Annotated in this window: 20 protein-coding genes; 8 read left to right on the top strand and 12 right to left on the bottom strand. The window is 64.7% G+C overall.

Annotated elements, in window-relative coordinates; all coding sequences use genetic code 11:
* Positions 1–43: 43 nt before the first annotated feature.
* The 7 genes from QF015_RS13915 to QF015_RS13885 form a co-directional block, all read right to left on the bottom strand.
* On the bottom strand, positions 44–754 hold the full coding sequence (locus QF015_RS13915) for an SRPBCC family protein (RefSeq protein ID WP_310202775.1): 711 nt from the start codon (positions 752–754) through the stop codon (positions 44–46).
* A gap of 71 nt (positions 755–825) precedes the next feature.
* Positions 826–1857, bottom strand: coding sequence for a DUF6707 family protein (locus tag QF015_RS13910; RefSeq protein WP_429389694.1), 1032 nt, complete (start codon positions 1855–1857; stop codon positions 826–828).
* A gap of 73 nt (positions 1858–1930) precedes the next feature.
* Entirely contained in the window at positions 1931–2470 is a 540-nt protein-coding gene (locus tag QF015_RS13905) for an NUDIX hydrolase family protein (protein ID WP_024819523.1), read from the bottom strand.
* A 77-nt stretch (positions 2471–2547) separates the two neighbouring features.
* On the bottom strand, positions 2548–3156 hold the full coding sequence (locus QF015_RS13900) for an RraA family protein (RefSeq protein ID WP_310202772.1): 609 nt from the start codon (positions 3154–3156) through the stop codon (positions 2548–2550).
* Positions 3153–3572: a RidA family protein gene (locus QF015_RS13895; RefSeq protein WP_429389691.1), complete on the bottom strand. Its 420-nt coding sequence runs from the start codon at positions 3570–3572 to the stop codon at positions 3153–3155. The genes QF015_RS13900 and QF015_RS13895 overlap by 4 nt, the downstream gene beginning before the upstream one ends.
* Complete coding sequence (locus QF015_RS13890; RefSeq protein WP_429389689.1) at positions 3569–4933, bottom strand: MFS transporter; 1365 nt, start codon at positions 4931–4933, stop codon at positions 3569–3571. The genes QF015_RS13895 and QF015_RS13890 overlap by 4 nt, the downstream gene beginning before the upstream one ends.
* Positions 4934–5089: 156 nt before the next feature.
* Positions 5090–6301: a PucR family transcriptional regulator gene (locus tag QF015_RS13885; RefSeq protein ID WP_429389688.1), complete on the bottom strand. Its 1212-nt coding sequence runs from the start codon at positions 6299–6301 to the stop codon at positions 5090–5092.
* 135 nt (positions 6302–6436) lie between these two features.
* On the opposite strand from QF015_RS13885, the gene QF015_RS13880 reads away from it, so the two are divergent.
* From QF015_RS13880 to QF015_RS13860, 5 genes are read left to right on the top strand one after another with little or no spacing between them, the layout of a single operon-like run.
* Entirely contained in the window at positions 6437–7768 is a 1332-nt protein-coding gene (locus QF015_RS13880) for an MFS transporter (protein WP_310202765.1), read from the top strand.
* Positions 7765–9387 carry a thiamine pyrophosphate-dependent enzyme gene (locus QF015_RS13875; RefSeq protein WP_429389686.1) on the top strand — a complete coding sequence of 541 codons (1623 nt, stop codon included), beginning with the start codon at positions 7765–7767 and terminating at the stop codon, positions 9385–9387. Before QF015_RS13880 ends, QF015_RS13875 begins: the two co-directional genes overlap by 4 nt.
* Positions 9388–9400: 13 nt before the next feature.
* Complete coding sequence (locus QF015_RS13870; protein WP_310202760.1) at positions 9401–10807, top strand: gamma-aminobutyraldehyde dehydrogenase; 1407 nt, start codon at positions 9401–9403, stop codon at positions 10805–10807.
* A gap of 8 nt (positions 10808–10815) precedes the next feature.
* Positions 10816–12537 carry an amidohydrolase gene (locus QF015_RS13865; RefSeq protein WP_429389684.1) on the top strand — a complete coding sequence of 574 codons (1722 nt, stop codon included), beginning with the start codon at positions 10816–10818 and terminating at the stop codon, positions 12535–12537.
* Positions 12538–12545: 8 nt separating this feature from the next.
* A complete protein-coding gene (locus QF015_RS13860) occupies positions 12546–13802 on the top strand; it encodes a M20 family metallo-hydrolase (protein ID WP_310202756.1) in 1257 nt (418 codons plus the stop codon).
* On the opposite strand, the gene QF015_RS13855 is transcribed toward QF015_RS13860, so the two are convergent.
* Positions 13799–14530 carry a hypothetical protein gene (locus tag QF015_RS13855; protein WP_429389682.1) on the bottom strand — a complete coding sequence of 244 codons (732 nt, stop codon included), beginning with the start codon at positions 14528–14530 and terminating at the stop codon, positions 13799–13801. The genes QF015_RS13860 and QF015_RS13855 overlap by 4 nt on opposite strands.
* An 83-nt stretch (positions 14531–14613) precedes the next feature.
* On the opposite strand from QF015_RS13855, the gene QF015_RS13850 reads away from it, so the two are divergent.
* Positions 14614–15219: a YdeI/OmpD-associated family protein gene (locus QF015_RS13850; protein ID WP_310202752.1), complete on the top strand. Its 606-nt coding sequence runs from the start codon at positions 14614–14616 to the stop codon at positions 15217–15219.
* Here QF015_RS13850 and QF015_RS13845 read toward each other — a convergent pair.
* On the bottom strand, positions 15216–16379 hold the full coding sequence (locus tag QF015_RS13845; protein WP_429389680.1) for a glycoside hydrolase family 76 protein: 1164 nt from the start codon (positions 16377–16379) through the stop codon (positions 15216–15218). The genes QF015_RS13850 and QF015_RS13845 overlap by 4 nt on opposite strands.
* 83 nt (positions 16380–16462) lie before the next feature.
* Here QF015_RS13845 and QF015_RS13840 point away from each other — a divergent pair, with 83 nt between their 5' ends.
* Both QF015_RS13840 and QF015_RS13835 read left to right on the top strand, forming a co-directional pair.
* The gene (locus tag QF015_RS13840; RefSeq protein ID WP_310202748.1) at positions 16463–17260 is read left to right on the top strand and encodes an SDR family NAD(P)-dependent oxidoreductase; all 798 of its coding nucleotides are present in this window, start codon (positions 16463–16465) and stop codon (positions 17258–17260) included.
* On the top strand, positions 17257–18525 hold the full coding sequence (locus QF015_RS13835) for an acyl-CoA dehydrogenase family protein (RefSeq protein WP_310202746.1): 1269 nt from the start codon (positions 17257–17259) through the stop codon (positions 18523–18525). The genes QF015_RS13840 and QF015_RS13835 overlap by 4 nt, the downstream gene beginning before the upstream one ends.
* 39 nt (positions 18526–18564) lie before the next feature.
* Here QF015_RS13835 and QF015_RS13830 read toward each other — a convergent pair whose 3' ends face one another.
* From QF015_RS13830 to QF015_RS13820, 3 genes are all read right to left on the bottom strand, one after another.
* Positions 18565–19401, bottom strand: a complete 837-nt coding sequence (locus QF015_RS13830) for a DUF1684 domain-containing protein (protein WP_310202744.1) — start codon at positions 19399–19401, stop codon at positions 18565–18567.
* Between the two features lie 291 nt (positions 19402–19692).
* Positions 19693–21021: an Ig-like domain-containing protein gene (locus QF015_RS13825; RefSeq protein ID WP_429389677.1), complete on the bottom strand. Its 1329-nt coding sequence runs from the start codon at positions 21019–21021 to the stop codon at positions 19693–19695.
* A gap of 104 nt (positions 21022–21125) precedes the next feature.
* Entirely contained in the window at positions 21126–21677 is a 552-nt protein-coding gene (locus QF015_RS13820) for a hypothetical protein (protein ID WP_429389676.1), read from the bottom strand.
* Positions 21678–21846 lie beyond the last annotated feature (169 nt).

Genomic DNA, 21846 nt, shown 5'->3' with positions numbered 1-21846 from the left:
TCAAGTGTGCCAGCTTTACCGGGAGCAACCTGCGGGGCGGGCCCTAGGACCCGTAGTTCCCAGCCTTCCAGTTGTCCCACGAGGACCGGATGTCCGCGAGCGTGTGGGCCCCCAAATCGTAAGTGGAGGCAATCACCATTGACCCGCCGTCGGGCCTTTTCTCCGGAATGGGCAGTTGCTCGGCGACGATCAGCAGGCCGTCCCCATGCTCGGCATAGCTGTGGACGGTGAGGCCTACCTGATGCCGGCTCTTGAACCAGACCTTGCCGGAAATCTTCTCGCCCGTGGACAGCGTGAGCGAGTACTCCTCGCCGACGGGCGGCAAATCCCCGAGCCCCAGCTTTTCAATCGCCGGTCCACCCTTGCCTGGGAGGGAAATGAAGTGTGTCCGCCGGTGCCCGTGCGGGTGGCGTTCGAGGGCAAACCGCAGTTGGTGCAGGAACGTTAGCCAGCCCTGGGTGATGTCCTCATCCCATTCCGCCCACTCGGAGTCGTGGTCCAGGGCAGCCCGGGTGATCCGTACTTCCGTGCCTCCGGAAACGGGGTGGAGTTCAAAGACGTCTCCGCCGTTGACCGTCAGGCTTGTATGGTCAGGCCCTTCCACGACGTCGGTGTTGAAGTAGATCTGTTTGATTTCGTCGGTGAGGTCGTCGGCTTCCCAGCCGTGCCATTGGGCCACCAGCGACGGTTCACGCAGCATTGTCCAAACCTGCTGCGCGTCGGCATTAATCACAACGCTCAGATTGTTCGTCATGGCCCCGAATCTACCGCCGTTCGCGCCCACATAACAGGTCTTGAAATACCCGAATCGGCGGTGCGGAAAAACTAGGCCCGCACCGATTCGAGTTCGTTGCTGATGCGCCGCGCCAACTCATCCTCGCCGATGGTCTTCGAACCTCCGTGGGCGCGCAGGAACATCAAGGCTTCCAGGCGAAGGAACCGCCAATCACGTTCGGCTTCGTGGTTGCCGTTGTCGATCGCGCGGAAGATTTCCTTGTCGTACAGGTTCGGTTCGTTGAGCGAGCGCTGGCGGACCCGGGCGTTGATCCGGGCCTTGAACGGGTCCTCTTCCTGCGACTCTGGCGCGCGCAGCAGTTTCTCGTAGACCGCGGCACGTTCGGCTTGTCCGGCTTCGCGACAGATGAAACTGGACAACGCCAGCGCCCGCTCGATGGACGCCCACCGGTCGAGGTTCCCGTCGAAGGGGAGCACGTTGAGCAAGTCCGCAACTGCCAGGGCATGGTCAGGATCCCGCAGCACGATGCAGAGGTCGAACGCCAGGTTGCTGAGGTCCCGGAGGCAGCTGCCGGACTTCGTGTTGATGCCCTTCGCCAGGCGGTCGGCCAGGACCTGCACACCGTTTTTGCCCTTGTGGTTCGCCGCGGCGGCGCTCACGACGGCCTCCGGCGTGCCGTCGGGCTCGGGGATGAGGGCCAGCTCCTCGGCAGTGGGTCCGGTGTACGCCGGGGGCGTTTCCGGGCGGGGAGGCACGACGACGGCGGGTCCAGCGGGAGCGCCGGCGTCGGCTTCTGCTGAGGTGCTGGACTCGGTGGTGCCGGAGTCGGTGGCGCTGTCCTCGGTGGTGCTTTCTTCCGAAGTGACCGCGGGAGCGTCCGCGCCGGAGCCGGCCGGAACTCCGTCGCCCACGGGAACACTGGACCCGACAGCGATCCGCACCGTGCCGCCGTCGACCGTTGTCACCAACAGCAGCGCGGCGACGCCGTAGTCGTCGTTTTCCACCTCAACGGTGGCGATTTCCTCGGCCGGCCCGTCACCGGGCGGGAACACAAAATCTCCGGGCTGCAGGTCCCCAGCCTGCTTTTCTTTGTACTGCTGTGTGGCTGGGCTGTGAGTCATCGGAAGTCCTTTGGTTCTCTTGGGGTCCGCCGTCCAGTCTACAAAGACCGGCCGGCGCGGGGGCGGGGACCCGCTAGAGGACGATGCCCGAGAAAGCCAGTGCCTGCCGCACGAGGTTCCCGCGGCCGCCGTCGAATTCCTGCTGGACGTTCTCGCTCAGGACCTCTTGCGGCGTCATCCACGTCAGTTCCAAGGCGTCCTGGCGCGGTTCGCATTCGCCGGTCACAGGGATGACGTAGGCCAGCGAGACTGCATGCTGGCGATCGTCGGTGAAGCCGGTCTGTGACGGGGCCGGGAAGTATTCGGCCACGGTGAAGGGAACGGGGCTGATGGGCAGCTGCGGGAATGCCAGGGGGCCGAGGTCCTTTTCCATGTGCCGCAGGAGGGCCGCGCGGATGGTCTCGCGGTAGAGGACGCGGCCGGAGACGAGGTAGCGGACCATGTTGCCGTCGGCATCGCCCTGCAGGAGCGTGCCGACTTCGTTCACATACCCGAGGGGATCCAGCCGGACCGGGACGGCCTCCACGTAGACCATGGGGAGTCGGCCGCGGGCTTCGAAGAGGTCTTCATCGGAAAGCCAGCCTGGATACGGGTCGGGTGTACGTACGCTCATGGTTAAGTTCTACCCCATCCCCAGCCGAACTTCCTTGGCGGCGTCGCCGTGGCTCAAGGGTTACGCTCTCGGCAGTATTAGAGGGCCAGAATGGATTCGAGCGGCTCCCCGGATGCTATGCGGGCAAGGATGGCAGGCTCTGCCGCGTCAGATTCGAGCGCCTTGCCCAGGACGTCCCGTGCAGCTTCCGGTGAAAGCACGATCAGCCCGTTATCGTCTCCCAGCACCAGGTCGCCGGGATTGACCACGACGCCACCGCACTGCACTGGCACGTTGACGGCGGACCCGCTCCCATGCACACGTTTGGTGGTCAGGCACGACGTCCCGCGGGCGAACACCGGCAATCCGGTTTGTTGTAGTTCCAGCACGTCGGTGGCCACGCCATCAACCACGACGGCGGCAGCACCTTGGGCGAGCGCGGCGGCTGCCGTGACGGCCCCGACGGGCGCATGCTGGTGGTCGCCGCACATGTCCACCACGAGTACGTCGCCGGGCCGGAGTGCCAGGAGCGCCCGGTTCATGGCGATGGCATCGCGGTCCGCGATCCGGACGGTGACGGCGGTGCCGGCAATTTTCACGCTGTGCAGGAGCGACCGGATGGTGGGGGAGACGAAGCCGTCTTCGAGGAAGTGGCCGATGGTCGGGTAGCTGAGGGCTGTCAGGTCTCCAAGGAGTGCGGGGGTCATGCGATATCCTCCGGGGCGTCCGACGGGATGTTGGCAAGGACTGCCGTGCATTCGATTTCCAGGGACACGCCCCACAGGCTCACGCACACGGTGGTCCGGGCCGGTTTGGCGGTGCCGAAGTACTCCACGTACACGCGGTTGTACTCCTCCAGCTGATCCTGGCTGGTCAGGTAGGTGTTGACCTTGACCACGTGCTGAAGGCTGGATCCTGCGGCCTCCAGGACAGCGGCGAGGTTTTCGATGGTTTGCCGGACTTGCCCTTCGAAGGTGTCGGGTTGATCCTCCAAGCCGGTGATGGCGGGGATCTGACCGGAGGTGAACGCAAAACCGTTTGCAATGACCGCCGGGGAGAAAGGCCCGACGGCGGGCGCCTGGCCGGGGATACCGGCCAGGCGCCCGATGGTGCTTGGGTTCACTTCGCTGCCGCGGTTTCTGTTGTCGCCTCCGCGGGTGCCTCATCGACGGCGTCGATGTTGCCGTACCGGGTTTCGGTGAGCAGGAAGAGGGCAACCAGAGACAGTCCGGCTGCGGCCATGATGTACCAGGCGATCGAGGAGCTCTGTCCTGTCATACCCAGCAGCCACGTGGTGACAAACGGTGTGGCGGCGCTGCCCAGGAGACCGGAGAGCATGTAAGCCACGGACAGGCCGGAGTAGCGGACCTTGGAGCCGAACAGCTCGGCCAGGAACGTGGCGATGGGACCGTAGTTGGCGCAGAATGCGGTCATCATGGCCAGGTAGGCCACGAAGAGCAGCGCCACCGATTTGGTGTCCATCAGCCAGAACATCGGGAAGGCGAGTGCTGCCTCGGCCGCAACGCCGGCGAAGATGATGGGCTTGCGGCCGAACTTGTCGGAGAGCTTGCCGAAGAACGGGATCAGGAACAGCCCCAGGATGCAGGAGGCCAGGACGACCCAGAGCATCAGGCTCTCGGAGTGGCCGAGTTCCTTCTTGCCGTAGGAGACACCGGAGGCCACCAGCAGGGTGAACGTGCTGCCTGTGGATAGGGTGGCGACGCCGCCCAGGACAACCTGCTTCCAGTACTTGGCCATCAGCGCCGCGAACGGCATCTTGGCCTTGGCGCCGGCGGTCTTGACTGCCTGGAAGGACGGGGTTTCCTCGATGTGCAGCCGGATGTAGATGCCTACGCTGACCAAGAGGACCGACGCCAGGAACGGGATACGCCAACCCCACGAGTACAGGGCTTCGGTGCTGACGGTTGAGGCCACAATCAGGAAGGCCACGTTGGCGATCAGGGTGCCGGCGGGAACGCCAACCTGCACCAGCGAGCCGTAGAAACCGCGACGGCCAGGAGGGGCGTGCTCGACAGTCATGAGTACTGCACCGCCCCATTCCCCGCCGAGGGCCAAGCCCTGGATGACGCGGAGGAAGAGCAACAGAAGCGGCGCCATGATGCCGATGCTGTTGTAGTCGGGCAGCAGGCCGATGGCGAATGTCGCCGCTCCCATGGTGAGGAGGGAGACCAGGAGCATGGACTTGCGGCCCAGCCGGTCACCAAAGTGGCCGAAGATGATGGCGCCAACCATGCGGGCAATGTAAGCGGAAGCGAAGGTTCCGAAGGCCAGCATGGTGCCGACGATCGGGTCAAAACTGGGGAAGAAGATCTTGTTGAAAACAAGGGCCGACGCCGTCCCGAAGACGAAAAGGTCGTACCACTCGACGGTGGTGCCAATAACGCTGGCGAGGGCAATCTTGCGCATCTTTGCCAGGTCAAGCCTGGACGATGATGCGGAGGCAGTATCTACCGTGTGGGCCATCTGATTCTCCGGATGGGGTGCGGGGACGAGTGTCCGGTGCAAGGTAGCTACAACTATGGTGTGTGCTCGATCACACCATCAATGGCATAACTCCCACCAAAACAGGCCAGGAGATGTGGAAACACACAGCGCAACGCTGCTGCGGCCGCGGAAGCGTCAGGCCCACGCCACCACCAGCCGGGCCGTTTTCGCCGGGACGGCAAGGTCGATTCCCGTCAGCTCCTGGAAGCGGTTGAGTCTGTTGAGGATGGTGTTGCGGTGGCAGAACAGCTGCTCGGAAGTGACGGTGACATTGCCGGTGATCAGGTAGTTCCGGACCGTTTCGAGCAAGCGCTCGCGCTCGCCGCCCCGGCACTCCGCCAAGGCCTCTTCGAGTTCCGCGGCGAGGTCCAGCCCGGCGTCCTGCAGGTTTTGCTGGGCCAGCCGTGCCCATGCGGAATCGGCGGACAGCGGACCGGTGTCGCGGGGGCGCAGGAGCGCAGCGAGGCTCTCCGCAGTCCGGGCAGCCATGGGGAGGGCGCGAAGGCCCAGGACCTCTGGCACGTACCCGCACGGGACATTCACGACGCCGGGTGGCAGCTGCTGCGCATCGCCTTCAGTGCCGTACGCTTCGCCCCGGGATTCAGGACCGCGGGTGCGCGGCGCAGGCAAGGCCCAGAACACATAGGTGTTGCCGCCGGATTCGTGCATGAACAGCCTGTGCCGGGGGTGCTGGCCTGATCCGAACTGGGACGCTGCCGCCCTTAGCCGCGCCCCCGGTTCGCCGCTCGCGGCAGCCAATGCGAAGCGTGATTCAGGGTTGATGCCCAACGCGGAAGCCACTTGCGCCGAGGTTTCAAGGGAGGGGGTGCTCTGGTTGAACAGGCGGGCTATGAACTCACGCTGGATGCTGGACTCTTCTTGTGCCATCCTGACGCGTTCCGTCAGGTAGCTCGTGTGGGTGCGGGTGGCGAATTCGTCCACGACGCTCCACACCTGGTCCACGCGTGTCGCCAGCAGGGCGGCGTCCGCGGTATCGGCGATTTCCAATAGTTCGGCCCAGAGGATGCTGAAGTCCAGGCGCACGGCAGAGGTCAGTGATTCGGGCGGGATTCCGGCCCGGGCGCGCTTCGACCCAAGAGCGGACGCGAAGTCGAGCAGTCCATCCCGGCTGTCTGCCTGTCCGTTCCTGAGGCCCCTGATCAGTCGCCTGAAGGTCTCGCGTGCGGTTTCCTGGATCTCCAGGACCGTTACTTGGCTCTCTCCATACTCGGGGATCTCCCTGACCCTGGTGGTGAAGGCCTGCGCCAGTGAGTCCAGCCGCCCTTCGAGCTGGTCCACCAACTGAGCCCAGCGGGCAGCCTGCCCGGTTGTTTCCGAATTGTGCATTCACACATTCTAATCCCTCATTTCCGTGATGGATCACTAGTCTTTTTGGGGAAAACTACTGGCACTATGGATTGAGTCACACAAATTTGTCCGGGCATCCCAACGTCCGGTCCCATTCGCACTCATGGAGCAACTATGGCAAGCACGGTCAGCGGAGCCACGGACGCCAGTCCCACGGCAGTACGCGTCGTCGATGAAAGCGTCACCAAGAAGGTGGCCCTCGCCGCCCTGGTGGGCACGGCGCTGGAATGGTACGACTTCTTCCTTTTCACCACAGCCGCTGCGCTGGTGTTCAACGCACAGTTCTTCGTCTCGCAGGACCCGTTTGTCGCAGCCATGGGATCCTTCGCTACTTTGGCCGTAGGCTTCGTGGCCCGTCCCATCGGCGGCTTCATCTTCGGCGCCCTCGGTGACAAGGTGGGTCGCAAGAAGATCCTCATGGTCACCATCGTGGGCATCGGCATTGTCACCGGCCTCATCGGCCTGTTGCCCAACTACATGACCATCGGCTTGGCCGCTCCCATCCTCCTTGTTGCCCTGCGCATCGTCCAGGGCCTCGCCGTCGGCGGTGAATGGAGCGGCGCGGTGATTATCGCCGTCGAAAATGCTCCCGTGGAAAAGCGTGCACGCTACGCCGCACTGCCGCAGATCGGTTCGCCGATCGGCACCATCCTGTCCTCCGGTGGGTTCTTCGGGATGCTGTTCCTGGTGGGCCAGACCAACTTTGACGCGTGGGGCTGGCGCATCCCGTTCATCGCCGCCATTCCGCTGCTGGCCATTTCGCTGTGGATCCGCAGCCGCCTCAGCGAATCACCCGAATTCGAAGCGCTCATGGAATCCGGCGAAACGGAGCATGCCCCTATCCGCGGGGTCCTGAAAAACAGTTGGCGCCAGATCCTGGTGGGCATGTGCTCTGCGCTGCTCGGCATCGGTGGCTTCTACCTCATCACCAGTTTTGTGGTCTTCTACGGCACCAAGGTCCTCAAGCTGCCCTCTGAACTCCTGCTCATGGGCACCCTCCTGGCTGCAGCACTCGAGATCGGCGCCCTCATCTGGGCCGGCCGGCTGGGCGAAAAGTTCGGTGCCAGCAAGGTCATTCTCTGGGGCGGCGTGGCGTCGGCGATCATTGCAGTTCCCGTGTTCCTGGCCATCGACTCCCGCAACCCCGTCCTGGTGATACTTGGCATGATGATCGGCGTCGCAGTCCTCTCCATCCCGTACGCCGTGTCCGGCACGGCACTGACTGCACTCTTCGCCACGAAGGTCCGCTACACCGGCGTCGCCATCACTTCCAACACTGCGGGCGTCATTTCCGGCTTCGTCCCGCTGATCGCCACCGCGCTGGTGGCCGCCAATAACTCCTTCTGGCCAGGTGCCATCATCCTGCTGGTTGTCTCAGTACTGACCGCTCTGTCCGGCCTGTTCCTCCCGGCCCTTTCCATCGAAGAAGAAGGAATGAAGCATTGAGCACCACTACTGCAGGCCATTTGATCGTCGGGCAACTCGAACGTGCGGGCATCAAGCGCGTCTACACCGTTCCCGGCGAGAGCTTCCTTGATGTCCTTGACGGCTTGCACAGCTCGCCGATCCAGAACGTGGTGGCCCGCCAGGAAGGCGGCGCAGGCTTCATGGCGCTCGCCGAAGGTCGCTTGACCGAGCTTCCAGGCGTCGCGATGGTGACCCGAGGTCCCGGCGCCGCCAACGCCTTCATCGCCATCCACACGGCATACCAGGATGCCACGCCCCTGGTCCTGTTCGTGGGCCTGATCCCGGTAGCCGACCGTGGCCGTGAATCCTTCCAGGAATTCGACATCAATGCCTGGTTCGGCAGTACAGCCAAGAAAGTAGTGACCCTCGACGACGCCGCCTCCGCCGCCCGCGTGGTTGACGACGCCATCTTCACCGCACTCAGCGGACGCCCCGGCCCGGTGGTCATCGGCCTCCCGGAGGACGTCCTGGTGCACGTTGTCCCGGACGCCACGGTGGAACCCCGCAAGGTTGCCCGTCCCGAGCCTGCCGTCGCGGACCTGACCGGCCTCACCCACAAGCTGGAGAAGGCGCACAAGCCGCTCATCGTCGTCGGCGGTGAAGGCTGGACCCAGGAGTCCGGCGAACAGCTGGCAGCGTGGGCTAGCCGGCACAGTGTGCCGATCGTGGCTGACTTCCGTGCTTACGACGCCGTCCCGCACCGCAGCGATGCCTACGCCGGCTTCCTGGGCTATGGCCGCAGCGACGCCAACGCCCGGCGCCTGGATGAGGCCGATCTGATCGTCTTTGTTGGCTGCGTCCGCGGCGATGTCCTGTCCGATGGCTACAAGCGCGGACTGGATGCAGAAACCGTGGTGGTCAACGCCGACGCGAACCTCCTGGGCCACTTCGGCCGCGTGGACCAGCACATCATCGCGGACGTCACCGCGTTCGCCGCCTCGCTCCCGGGGTTGGACACGAAGGTCAACGGCGACGCCGGCTGGTTCGCCAGCGCCCGCGCCGAACAGCTCACGTTCTCCACACCCCAGCCCGACGGCGGCGTCGGCGTCGACCTGGGCGTCGCCATGGAGGTCCTCAAGAAGGAAGTGGCCGACGACGCCGTCGTGACCTTCGGTGCCGGGAACCACGCCCTCTGGCCCGCGCGCTACCTGGACCACAACTCGGCCAACTCCCTGGCCGCGCCGCGCAACGGTGCCATGGGCATGGGAATCCCCGCAGCCGTGGCAGCTTCGCTGGTGTACCCCGGACGCCAGGTGATCTCCGTGGCCGGCGATGGCTGCTTCATGATGAACGGTCAAGAGATCGCTACTGCCATGGGCTACGGTGCCACGTTCATCGTCCTGGTGGTGGACAACGGAATCTTTGCCACGATCCGCGAACACCAGGAAGCGCACTACCCGGACCGGCCCTCCGGCACGCACATGACCAACCCGGACTTCGCCGCGCTTGCCCGTTCCTATGGCGGCTACGGCGAGCGAGTGGACCGCACGGAAGACTTCGCAGCCGCCTTCCGCCGCGCCGTCGACTCCGGCCTCCCGGCCTTGTTGCACCTGCCGCAGGACCCCGCCACGCGTTCGCCCAAGACATCGACCAACTGACCGGAGACCCACTGTGATCCAGCTTCAGAACATCATCAACGGCGAGGCCGTGGACACGGCGGCAAGCCTGCCGTTCTTCGACCCCGCCACGGGCCAACAGATCGGCACAGCGCCGGACAGTGATGCTGCCGCCGTCGACGCCGCCTTCCAAGCCGCTGCCGCAGCTTTCACAAGCTACAAGCGCACGACGCCGGGAACGCGCCAGTCGCTGCTGTTGCAGCTGGCCGACCTGGTCGAGGCAAATGTCGATCGTCTCCTCGAGGCCGAAGTGGCGTGCACGGGCAAGCCTGCCGCCCTTGCCAAGGAGCTGGAAATCCTGCGCGGCGCTGACCAATTGCGGTTCTTCGCCGGGGCATGCCGGGTTGTTTCCGGCACGGCCCAGACGGAGTACGTGGAGGGATTCTCCTCCACGATCCGGCGGGAGCCCATTGGCGTGGTCGCTCAGATCACGCCGTGGAACTACCCGTTCATGATGGCCATCTGGAAGATCGGCCCCGCCCTCGCAGCAGGCAATACCCTGGTCCTCAAGCCTGCCGACACCACTCCTTGGTCCACCGTGGTGTTGGGTGAGCTGGCCCAGCAGGTGTACCCCGCCGGCGTGGTGAACGTCGTTTGCGGTGGACGCGAAGCCGGCGCTGCGATGGTGGAACACAACATCCCCGAAATGGTCTCCATCACTGGCTCCACGCGGGCCGGTGCACAGGTGATGTCCGCGGCCGCCAAGACCCTGAAGGACGTCCATTTGGAGCTCGGCGGCAAGGCACCCGCGGTGGTTTTTGCCGACGTCGATATCCAGCGGACCGCCGGCGAAATCGCCCTGGCCGCCTTCTTCAACGCCGGGCAGGACTGCACTGCGGTGACCAGGGTGCTGGTACACCAGGACATCCACACGGAGTTTGCGGCAGCCCTGGCCGACGCCGCGGCCGCTCTGAAAGTCGGGGGCGGGGAAGCCGACCTTGGCCCACTCAACAGTGCCGCGCAGTTGGAGCGGGTCGAGGGTTTCATGTCCCGGCTGCCCGCCAACGCCCGCGTCCTGTCCGGCGGCAAGCGCACCGGTACGGGCTTCCACTTTGAGCCGACCGTCATCGACGGTGTGTTTCAAACAGACGAAGTGGTGTGCGACGAAATCTTTGGGCCCGTACTGACGGTTCAGCCGTTCGCCACCGAGGGCGAAGCGATCGAACTGGCCAATGGCACCAAGTACGCCTTGGCCTCGAGCGTGTGGTCCGAAAACCACGGCGTGGTCACCCGCGTATCCAACGAGCTCGACTTCGGAGCCGTCTGGATCAACTGCCACCAAGTGATCCCCGCCGAAGCGCCGCACGGAGGCTTCAAGCACTCCGGGACCGGCAAGGACCTCTCCGTCTATGGGCTCGAGGACTACACGCGCATCAAGTCCGTCACCACCTCCCACCGTTAGAACCTGATATGAAACTCGACCTCCTCCTGCGGAACGCAGAGATCGTCACCATGGATCCGGCACGCCCGGTGGCCAGTTCGCTGGGCATCTGGCAGGGACGCATTGTGGGCCTCGACGAGGACCTGGACGGCCTGGACGCCATTGAGGTTTTGGACGTTGGCGGCGCCACCGTGACTCCCGGCTTCATCGATGCACACTGCCACACCACGTGGTTCGGCCTGGGCCTGGCGGAACTGGACGTGTCAGGTGCGCGCGGCCTGGGGGAGCTCTATGAGCTTCTCCGGAACTCGATGAGCAGCCCTGGGGCGGACGGCGAAGGATGGCTGTTGGCCACCGGTTTCAGCCAGACACAGCACGGCGGGTCCTTCCCTGACATCGCCGAGCTGGACCGCATCACGGGGCAGCGGCCGCTGTTCATGCGGCACAATTCCGGGCACATGGCCGTGGTTAACACTGCCGCGCTGCGGCTGGCAGGTGCGGCGTCGCCGTCGTTCCCCGATCCCGACGGCGGAGCGATCGTTCGTGATGCGGCGGGACGTCCCACAGGACTTGTCCAGGAGACGGCTCAGGAACTGATCCAGCAGTTGATTCTGCCGTACTCGCTGGAAGAGATCGAGGCCGCCCTCGAACGGGCAACGCTGTATTACGCCGCCGAGGGCATCACGAGTTTCACCGAGGCCGGAGTGGGCGGTGGGTGGATCGGGCACAGCCCGGCTGAGCTCGCCGCCTACCAACGCGCGGCTGCCACCGGGCGGCTTCACGCCCGTGCGCAGGTCATGCCGGTGCTGGATGTGCTGCACGGATTGGAGGGCCATTCCTCGGACAGTCCGGGAGCTGCACCGGCTGGGTTGGACCTCGGGATCACCAGCGGCTTCGGCAGCGAGTATTTGTCCCTGGGACCGGCCAAGGTCTTCCTGGACGGCTCACTCCTGGGCGAGACCGCAGCCGTCAGCCACGAGTTCTGCAGTCACGGCCACAAGGACAATCGCGGCAATACCGGCTACTTCCAGGCGGACCCGGCCCAATTGCGGGAGCGCATCGAGGCCGCCTACGCCGCCGGGTGGTCCATCGCCGCCCACGCCATCGGCGACCGGGCCGTGGATCTCGCCGTGGACATCATCACGGATTGCCAGGCTCTGTACGGGCCTCGCCGCCTGCCCAACAGGATCGAGCATGCCTCCATGACTCGCCCGGAGCAGCTGGCCAAGCTTGCCGATGCCGGGATCGCCGTGACGCCACAGGCCAGCTTCTTCCGCGACGGCGGCGACGGCATGACCGTCTCCCTCGGACCCGACCGCCTGCCATGGGCCTATCGCGCCGCCAGTTTCCTGGACGCCGGTGTGACGTTGGCGGGAAGCTCGGACCGGCCTGTCGCCGACGGAAACGTCCTCCGCGGCATGCAGGCGTTCGTGGATCGCCGGACCGGGTCCGGTGCCGTCTTTGGCAATCCGGCCGAACGCCTTACCCCGCAACAGGCACTGGCCGCGTACACGTCCGGCGCGGCCGCTGCCACCGGGTCCCTGGGCGAGAAGGGCACGCTGACGCCCGGCAAGCTTGCCGACTTTACGGTCCTCTCCGCCTCACCGTTGACGGCACCCGCCATCAGCGAACTGCACGTCCTGGCCACCGCCGTCGGAGGCCGCTTCACCTACCAATCAACCGACTTCCACGCGGAACCTTCCTCGGAAAGTCCGTACGCGGCCCGTGTTTCAGCGGCCCACAGCTCATAGGGGAGACCATGACAACCACCACACGTTTCACCGCCCAGGACACCGTTTTCGTACAGGACTTCCGGACCATGAGCGCGTTCGGCGCCACCGAGAACGGCGGTGTGGACCGCCAGGCCGCCACCATTCCTGATGGCGAACAGCGCCGCTGGCTCGCAGGCCTCCTCGAAGAGCACGGCTTCACCGTAAAGTTCGACCACGCCGGCAACCAGTGGGGCCTCTACGAGGCCGTGCCCGGTGCGCCGTTCGTGGTGGTTGGCTCGCACATGGATTCGCAGCCGACGGCGGGACGATACGACGGCGCTTACGGTGTCCTGGCAGCGGCCCACGCAGCGTTCCGCCTGGCAGCCCGCTGGGAAGCCGGCGCCACGGCACCGAAGTTCAACATCGCCGTCGTCAATTGGTTCAACGAGGAAGGCAGCCGTTTCAAGCCATCCATGATGGGCTCGTCTGTCTACACCGGAAAGCTGGAACTGGAAGACGCGCTCAACACCAAGGACGCCGCCGGAATCACCGTCCGCGACGCCTTGGACGCGATCGGCTGCCGGGGCACCTTTGAGGGCCCGGAGGCCGCGTACTGCGCCGAAATCCACATCGAGCAGGGCCGCAGCATGGAACGCGAAGGCATCACCATTGGCCTGGTCAGCTCCAACTGGGCGGCAAACAAGTACGAGTTCGTGGTCCACGGCGAGCAGGCCCACACCGGGTCAACCGTGATTGCGGACCGCAAGGACGCCCTGCTCGGTGCATCCATGCTGGTGGTGGCCGCGCGCGAACTCGCCGACCGTTTCCCGGGTGTACTCCACACCTCCGTGGGCCAACTCAACGTGTACCCGAACTCGCCCGTGGTGGTGCCGTCCCGTGTGAACCTGCTGTTGGACCTGCGCAGCGCGGACGAAACCATCCTGGCCGAAGCCGACGCCCTGCTGCACGCCCGCATCACGGAGGTTGAACGGCTTGCCAACGTCACGGTGGAGAAGAATCACTCACACTCCTGGGCGGTCACTCCGTACCAGCCTGAAGGTGTGGAACTCGCAGCCAAGGTCGCCGCCGATCTGGGGTTGTCCAACAAGGAAGTCATGACCTTGGCCGGCCATGACTCCACCAACATGAAGGACCTCGTTCCTACCGTGATGCTGTTCGTTCCCAGCGTTGACGGCATCTCCCACAACGAGCACGAATACACCACGGACGAGGACATCGTTGCCGGGCTGACCATGCTCACCGAGGTTGTCGGGCGGTTGTGTGACGGGGCGTTGGAGGACTAGCTGCTTGACGGGGCCGCCGTCTGCTGTTTTGGTGCTTTCGCCAGGACAATCGATGCCGGCGCCGCTCCGCCCACCGCATCCGGGTTGGCGACGTACAGGACATCGTCGCTGATTCTGGCCTCTACCTTCGCCGCGGCGAGCCGATCCGCCAGCGGTTCCACATCGCCGTCGTACTCAAAGGAAAGCTCCCCGTTGCTGACGTCCGCACCGTGGATGACCTGAAGGATTCCGCCGTTCTTGGTGGTGAACGTGGCCGATTCGTCATCCTCCGTCCGGGGCCGGGCGCCGATGTTTCGGAGGTCGTTGGCGGCCAGGCCCAGGAAGGGACTGAACCACGAGGCCACCACAGCGAGTCCGGGATCGGCCTCGCTTGCGGTGGCCCAGGTGCCATCCGCAGCACGACCCGCGGGGAAGGCGAAGAACTCAAAGCCGTCCTCCGCGGAAATCCGGACGGTCGATCCGGCCGGCCCCTCATGGATTTCTGCCTGGGTCCCCGCTTCCTCGGTGCGGCGCGCAAACTCCTCCAGATCGCCTACCTCGACGCCGAAGATCGTGGATCCGTCCAGCGGGTGGCCGTGGTCCACGTGGCCCACCGCAAGGCGACCCGAACCGGCGTCGTATTCGCACCAGCCGCCGTCGTCAACGGTCTTGACCAACCCCAGGGCCTGGAGGAGCGCGGCCCACTGCTCCGGGTGGGACGTGTAATGGGTGGGGCGGGATCGCAGCATTGGTCCTCCTGGGGTGGGTATCGCTTCCAGCCTATGCCGCGAGCCCTTGCCAGGGACTGCCTGTTTCACAGCAGAATGAAACCATGCCCATTGAGCTCCAGGAACTTCTTATCAAGGACGGCGCCGCGTGGCGCGACTGGCTATCGACCCATGCTGCCGACAGCCCGGGGGTGTGGCTGGTCCTGCACAAGAAGGGCGGAAACGTCACGGAGTTGGACTATGACGCCGCCCTGGACGAGGCCTTGTGCTTCGGCTGGATCGACGGCCAAGCGAAGAGCCGCGACGCAGAAAGCTACTTTCAACGAATGACGCCGAGGGGCCGGAAAAGCATCTGGTCAGCGCGGAACGTGGGACACATTGCCCGCCTGGAAACCGAGGGCAAGATGACGGACGCCGGCCGGGCCGCCGTCGAGGCCGCCAAAGCTGATGGCCGATGGGAAGCAGCGTATGCCGGTCCCGCGGACTCCGTGATCCCGGACGATCTCGCCGCCGCCATCGCCGCCGTACCTGAAGCCCAGGCGATGTTCGACGTCCTGACGTCCCAAAACCGGTTCGCCCTGATCCACCGAACCAACGGGGTGAAGCGCGCAGACACCCGCGCCAGGAAAATTGCCGGATTCGTGGAGATGCTCGCCCGGCACGAAACGCCGTACCCGCAAAGGAGACGCCCCACCTCCGAACCCGGTTAGGCGGGTGGGAGCGTTGCGGCTGCCTCGAAAGTCATCCACGCCTGAAGCTGGGTGGAAAGTTCGACGGCGGCACCCACCGGATACGTCTCGGCCGCCGGCCGCAGGGGATGGGAGGAAAAGATGAGGGGCGGAGTTCCCACCTTCATATCGGGTGCTTCACGGCGGCTCAACCAGAATGCTTCAGCTGTGGCGTGCACCAGATCCCTGGCCGTCCCGCGAGTTTTTTCCGGCAAGCGCTCATCGCGACCGGCCAGTGCCAGGTAGCGGACCAGGATGCCGGTGAAGAGCCCGCCATCGCCGGTGCCATCGCCACGGATGACATGTGTCCCGGGGATCGTCAGCTCGCGGGACACCGCCTCCACCAGGTGCGCAGCGCGGTCCAGATTTTGCTGGCCACCAAGTTCCAGCAAGGCACCCAACACCGGGCCCTGGTTGTAGGTGTACACGGCCTCCTCCAGGACGGTCTCACCATTCCTGATTCTCAGCCCATCCTGATACACGCCGCGCCCTGGATGCAGGAGCTTGCTGTTGAGCCAGTTCACCAGCGACTGCGCCCGCTCGCGGTGGCCTGTGCGCGCAAAATAGAGCGCTACAGGGGCCGTGGCAGGCGTGTTCTTGAAGTCCCTCCGGGTACTCCAGAACGTCCCGCCGCCCAGATCGTCCGTGGAAGCCGAATCGAACTGCAACGTCAGCCTCTTGCGGACGTAGGCGTTGCGACGGCGGCCCGGTTTCCTGGTCTCCGCGGCCAGCTTCTCGAGCCTGAGGGTCGATAGGGCGAGCCACGCCATGTCGTCATAGAAGTGGTTCTCAAACCTCAGGAGGTTCCGCAGCCGGATGGTGGTGACCAACCGGGAAGCGAGCCGGCCCGCGCTCGGGCGGGAGTCGCCGTCGAACTTTGTCTTTGTGGCCAGTTCACGGCGCCCGGCGTCCACCAGGCAATCGACGTAATGCGCCTGCCACCAATAGTGCCAAGGGCCCATGACGCTGCGGAGTGTTCCCGTGGGAATGCTGACCGCTCCGAGGTGGGTGCCAGGCACGAAGAGCAGGCGCCGGCCGAAGCTCCGCGTCACTGATCGGGCCGCCTGGTTGGCGCGCGTGGCCCACTCTTGTGGACCTGCGAGGGGAAGTGGCTGGTCGGCAGGGAAGGCGTCGGCTGGCATGGCTTAAGCCTATCGAGGTGCGCTGGCTCACAATTCCAGTTAACATGCATTAACGGATTTTGAGTCTGCATCAAGGAGGATGGATGGACATCAAGGGCACGGTCGCGCTGGTCACCGGTGGGGCATCAGGGCTGGGGGCTGCCACGGCGAAACGACTGTACGATGCCGGAGCGTCGGTGGTGCTGGTGGATCTGCCTCAGTCGGCAGGGGAAGCGTACGCCGCGGAACTGAACGCCTCCGCCGGTGGTTCTGCTCCACGCGCTGTCTTTGCCCCCGCGGACGTCACCAACGAAGCCCAGGTTCAGGCCGCCGTCGATGCCGCAACGTCTCTTGGCTCCCTCCGCATCGTGGTCAACTGTGCCGGCATCGCCACACCTGGCAAGGTCCTGGGCCGTGATGGGGTGCTCCCGCTCGAAACGTTCAACAAAGTCATCCAGATCAACCTCGTCGGGACCTTCAACGTGATCAGGCTGGCCGCTGCAGCCATGGTTGAAACCGAACCGGTTTCCACCGAGCTGGGCGGTCCCGAACGCGGCGTCATCATCAACACCGCGTCCGTCGCGGCCTTCGAAGGCCAGATCGGACAGCCTGCCTACGCCGCCTCCAAAGGCGCCGTGGCGGCCATGACCCTGCCGCTGGCCCGCGAGTTCGCCCGCTCGCTGATCAGGGTGGCCACCATCGCCCCCGGCATCTTCGAAACACCCATGATGGCCGGGCTGCCCCAGTCTGCCCAGGACTCCCTGGGCCAGCAGGTGCCGCATCCCGCGCGGCTCGGCCGTGCAGCCGAATACGCACAGTTGGCCGCCCACATCGTGGAGAACGCCATGCTGAACGGTGAAACCATCCGTCTGGACGGCGCCATCCGCATGGGACTCAAATGATGGGCGACTACAGTGGGGGCGCAGGTTCCCCGTCAGCCGGACCGGCTCCGTCGGTAGCGGAGTTGCCCAGCGCCGACTTTTTCGACTTCGAATCGCTGTTGAGCGTCCAGGAACAGCGGAAACTGAACGAACTCCGGGCGTTCCTTGCCACGGAAATAGCCCCGTACGCCGGGCAATGGTGGGAAAAGGCCGAGTTCCCGGAACACATCCTGCCCAAGCTCGCGGCACTACGGCTTAGCGCCCCGGCCCAGCGGGGGTACACGCACCTGTTCGCTGGGCTGGTGATTGCCGAGATGACCCGTGTGGACACCTCGATCGCCACGTTCTTCATGGTCCATCACGATCTGTTCGTAGAGTCGCTGTACGACTTCGGCAGCGACTCACAACAGGACCGCTACCTCGACGACGCCTCCAACCTGCGCACCACCGGCGCCTTCGCGCTCACCGAGCCAGACCACGGATCCGACGTCGCGGGCGGCATGGAGACCACCGCGCGAAGGGTCCGGCGGGCAGCGTCCGACGGCGGGGACTACTGGGTGATTAACGGTGCCAAGCGCTGGATTGGCAATGGGACGTTCTGCGACTACATGCTGGTGTGGGCCAAAGACGAAGCCGACGGGGCCATACGCGCGTTCATCGTCGACGCTTCGTTGCCAGGCATTACCCGGAGCCGCATCGAGAACAAGATCGCGCTGCGGACGGTGCAGAACGCCGACATCCTCTTCGTTGACGTCGAGGTCGCCGAGACTGACCGCTTCGGAGGGATCAGCAGCTTTTCAGATACCAACCATCTGCTGCGCGGCTCCCGGATCATGGTTGCGTGGCAAGCTGTTGGGCAGCAAATGGCGGCGTTCGACGTGGCCCGGCAGTACGCCGTCGAGCGCATGCAGTTCGGTAAGCCGCTCGCCAAGTTCCAGCTCATCCAACAGCACCTGGTAGACATGCTCGGAAATGCGGTTGCCAGCATGGGGATGATGGTGAGGATCGCACAGCTGCAGGAAGACATCTCCACGGATGCCCACGGTGTCCGTCACGGCGGTGCCGGCATGGCCCAAGTGGCGCTCGCCAAGGCATACTGCAGCGCCCGGATGCGGGAGACAGTAGCTTTGGGACGGTCAATTCTTGGTGGCAACGGAATTGTCACCGACTACCGGATCGCCAAAATCTTTGCCGATGCTGAGGCCATCTACACCTACGAGGGCTCTTACGAGATCAACTCGCTGATCGTGGGACGCGCAGTGACAGGTGTTTCAGCCATCGCCTAGGCCCGTGGGGCGTGTGGCGTGTGGCGTGGGGTGTTTGGGCTACGAAAGTTGGTCCTGGGGAATTTTCTCGCCGGCTTCCACCCGCACGTCGATCGAATTGCCACGCACCGGCATGGGGCAGGTGCCGTACGGGGTGAAGGCGCTGGGGTAGTTGATGCTTCGGTTGAAGTCGATCACCACGGACCCGTCCGGGCGGGGGCGCGGGATGAAGACCTTGCGCCACTCGTCCGTGGTGGAGCCGTTCGTCTCATCATGGAAGGTCACGTTGAGTGCGCCAAGCTTCTCTTCCTCAGCGTGGAGCCGGATGTCATGCGGGACCCCCGGTACCCGGAAGACGACCTCACCCACGGAACGGTGGACACCGTCCACCAAAGGATTGGCCGTGCCGATCGGTACATCCCTGGGCTCTGGGTAGGCTTCGAAACGCCCTTCGATGACCCAGTCCGGGTTGTAGTCATAGCTGGGCACGCCCTGGAACTCCGTCAGGACGGGAGATGCATCGTCCCGGGTGCGGATGGCGTACTTGTCCGCCCGCATCGCCAGTTCAACCACCACCTGCTTGCCATCGGAACCACCAAACTGAACCCACATCAGGGACTCTTCGTCTTCGAGAACTGCGCTGACCGCCCCTACAACAGGCTCCCCGGTCGCAACGAAGGTGAGGCCGTCTGCGGCGCTCGCCGAAAGAAAGGCCGAAGTCCCGTCGGAGGACCACAGACCGGGAGCAAGTTCGACCTCGCTCGGATCTGGCTCCAGCCATTGGAACGACGTCAGGGTCAACCAGCCGTGCTCCGTTGCCAGCGCCGCATTCCGGCCTGCACGGAACCGCTCCCAACGGGCGAGCTGGGCGTCAGTTGCTGTGGTGGGCGAGCTCATGGGTCTCCTCGGCTGGTGTTCAAGCAGGTTCGCGGTGATTGCACTTCACTCAACTATGCGCCGGGGGTGGGCATTCCCAGAAGTCTGGCCGCTCCGGGTGCCGCCGCGTAGGTGCCGCCGCGTAGGTGCCGCCGCTCAGTGGTGCCGCAGCGCGGCGCTTTTGCGCGGCCGAGTGGAACGGCCCGCGCTGGCCCCCAACCCATGCCAGCGCGAGCCGAGAATAAAGAACCGACTGATGGGCGGAGCGCACAGTGCCCGCCCATCAGTCGATCAAGCCCTGTGTGGGCCCTGCTAGTGCGACCTGCGGCCGGACCAGCGTGCGCCGACAAATGCGAGCAGGGACCCCACTGCCAAGAGCGCAGCGGCCACAAACACAAAGGCCGTTCCTCGGGCACCCGTGGTGGCCAGCGCTTCGGTGGGCTCTTCTGCGACAGGCTTTTCTGCGACAGGCTCCGACGGGATTTCCGTGGGAACCACAAGGACCGGAGAGGTGGTGCTGGAAGTCGGTTCAGGACTTGCCGAGGGGGCCGCAGTGGTGGTGCTCGGGCTTGGCGTGGGCGTCGGCGTCGCGGTGGCTGTGGCGGTGCTCGGGCTCGGCGTCGGCGTGGGGGTCTCAGTTAGCGTGGGCGTGGGCGTGGGCGTGGCGCTGGGTGTCGGGGTGCCGTTGCCGGTGCCGCTTCCGCTACTCCGTCGGGTCTGGGCGCCCACGGGAGTTTCCTGTCCTGCGATTGAGACAGTTCCACTGTTCTCGTAGACGTCCAGTGCCGTATCGGTTACCCGGGTCACAACATAAAGCTCTGCGTGCTCGCCCCTGGGAAGGCCCGTCCACGTGGCTGTGAGTCGCTGCGGAGTGCAGTCGAGGATTACCGGGTACCGCTCGTTGTCGTAGGGCTCGGCGATGTTGCCGTCGTCGTTCAGTACTCGGCCAACGCGTGGCGTAACCTGGCTGCAGTCGATCTCCATGCCTGCGGCGGGGGTATCGGTGACCACGACATCGTTGGTTCCCGAGGGCATCGGCGGCATGTAGAAGATCGACTCAAGGACCGTCTGGGCGGGGTCTACCCACCACATCGCCTTCCCGGCTGACGTAGGGATCGAAGGGCCGCACTCTGACGTGCACGGTTCAACCACCACTGGGACGCGTACCACAGAGGAACCGACGGTAAAGCTCAGTTCTTTTGTTTCACCGTCACCGGGGTCCACCGAGTATTGGGTGCTGAAGGAACAGGTGCCGCCGACGTTCAGTGGATGTTCAGCTACAAAGTCGGTCAACGTGAACACCACCAAGCCCGAGTCGTTTGCCGTGGCGGTGGCCACCGTTTGGCCGTCGGGATTCTGAAGATCAAAGGATGTCACTCCGAACCAACGCAGCTCAGGCGGGAGTTGGATGCTGAAAGTATCACCGGGCTGTGAGTTGTCCGGGACGGACCATTCACACGTCAGATCCACTTTGTCCCATTGACTGGAAACTACTGATTCCGTGCGCAGGGTGACTTCCGCGTCCGTCAGCGCTGCAGCATTGGCCGGCAAGGCAGTCATGCCCAGCCCCAGGACGGTCATGACAACCGCAAGTATGGCGGCCGCCAATGACGCGGTTTTAAGGTGGATCTCGTTTTTCATGTGCTGGATGGTCCTTAGAATCCGTCGTGAAGTGCTCCGTCAGTTAGTGAGTGGTGGGGCCGGATGGTTCGTGACGCAGTGACACAGCAGCTGGCCTACTTTGTTTACCAGGAAGAGTCTTTCGCCGCTGTCCCTGCAGCGGCCGCTGCTGCTTCGGCTGCCGAGGACAGAGGGTAGTACTTCAGGCGGGCAGGGCTGAGGGCACCATCACCCAGGGCTTCCAACGTTGCCTTGCATTCCATCAGCCGGTACAGGTTGCTTTCGCTGAGGGGGAACAGCACATGGATCGCGGAGTTTTGGTACATGGCCATGGCTCCGGTGCCATGCAAGTGACCTTTGACCGCCTCTCCGAGCTGGGCCAGGAGTGTCCAGCAGTGGCTGCGGCTGTCGCGCGGCCCGGCGACGGAGATGATCGCCATGGCATGCGCACCCCGGCAATCGGGCCCGGAACCCATCGCCGAGACTTCGTGGATCCGTCGCTGAAAGTGTGCTTGGGTTGCCAGCCCCGTGTAGACATCCGTGCAGGAGATCGGCGGCGCCGATTCCGCCACCTCGGCCCACCCCTCTGCCAATGACTGCAGGGCATCGACATCGAGGCTCCGTTCCGCCGCGGAAAAGAGGGCCCGAAAATCAGTCATGGTTTCGCTGATGCTCACGCCGTTCCTCGCGCGGGCAGCGCCGAGCGACTTGGCTGCGGGGGCCGGAACGGTGGAGCTTGCTGCCAGCGAGGTGACAACTGTCCGGACTTCCGGCAGGAACCAATCCGCATGAAAGCGCCAGCCTGTTTGATAACTGGTGGTCTGCCATCTACGTAGCAAAAGGTGC

The organism is Paenarthrobacter sp. TE4293 (genome assembly GCF_050435325.1).
GTDB lineage: Bacteria > Actinomycetota > Actinomycetes > Actinomycetales > Micrococcaceae > Arthrobacter > Arthrobacter nitroguajacolicus_C.
The sequence above is the reverse complement of the archived record's forward strand: the minus strand, read 5'-3'. Positions and strand labels throughout refer to the sequence as shown.

Excerpts from the sequence above, each read along its gene's own strand:
- QF015_RS13915 (WP_310202775.1), bottom strand. The coding sequence starts at position 754 with ATGACGAACAATCTGAGCGTTGTGATTAATGCCGACGCGCAGCAGGTT.
- QF015_RS13910 (WP_429389694.1), bottom strand. The coding sequence starts at position 1,857 with ATGACTCACAGCCCAGCCACACAGCAGTACAAAGAAAAGCAGGCTGGG.
- QF015_RS13905 (WP_024819523.1), bottom strand. The coding sequence starts at position 2,470 with ATGAGCGTACGTACACCCGACCCGTATCCAGGCTGGCTTTCCGATGAA.
- QF015_RS13900 (WP_310202772.1), bottom strand. The coding sequence starts at position 3,156 with ATGACCCCCGCACTCCTTGGAGACCTGACAGCCCTCAGCTACCCGACC.
- QF015_RS13890 (WP_429389689.1), bottom strand. The coding sequence starts at position 4,933 with ATGGCCCACACGGTAGATACTGCCTCCGCATCATCGTCCAGGCTTGAC.
- QF015_RS13885 (WP_429389688.1), bottom strand. The coding sequence starts at position 6,301 with ATGCACAATTCGGAAACAACCGGGCAGGCTGCCCGCTGGGCTCAGTTG.
- QF015_RS13880 (WP_310202765.1), top strand. The coding sequence starts at position 6,437 with ATGGCAAGCACGGTCAGCGGAGCCACGGACGCCAGTCCCACGGCAGTA.
- QF015_RS13865 (WP_429389684.1), top strand. The coding sequence starts at position 10,816 with ATGAAACTCGACCTCCTCCTGCGGAACGCAGAGATCGTCACCATGGAT.
- QF015_RS13860 (WP_310202756.1), top strand. The coding sequence starts at position 12,546 with ATGACAACCACCACACGTTTCACCGCCCAGGACACCGTTTTCGTACAG.
- QF015_RS13855 (WP_429389682.1), bottom strand. The coding sequence starts at position 14,530 with ATGCTGCGATCCCGCCCCACCCATTACACGTCCCACCCGGAGCAGTGG.
- QF015_RS13850 (WP_310202752.1), top strand. The coding sequence starts at position 14,614 with ATGCCCATTGAGCTCCAGGAACTTCTTATCAAGGACGGCGCCGCGTGG.
- QF015_RS13845 (WP_429389680.1), bottom strand. The coding sequence starts at position 16,379 with ATGCCAGCCGACGCCTTCCCTGCCGACCAGCCACTTCCCCTCGCAGGT.
- QF015_RS13840 (WP_310202748.1), top strand. The coding sequence starts at position 16,463 with ATGGACATCAAGGGCACGGTCGCGCTGGTCACCGGTGGGGCATCAGGG.
- QF015_RS13835 (WP_310202746.1), top strand. The coding sequence starts at position 17,257 with ATGATGGGCGACTACAGTGGGGGCGCAGGTTCCCCGTCAGCCGGACCG.
- QF015_RS13830 (WP_310202744.1), bottom strand. The coding sequence starts at position 19,401 with ATGAGCTCGCCCACCACAGCAACTGACGCCCAGCTCGCCCGTTGGGAG.
- QF015_RS13825 (WP_429389677.1), bottom strand. The coding sequence starts at position 21,021 with ATGAAAAACGAGATCCACCTTAAAACCGCGTCATTGGCGGCCGCCATA.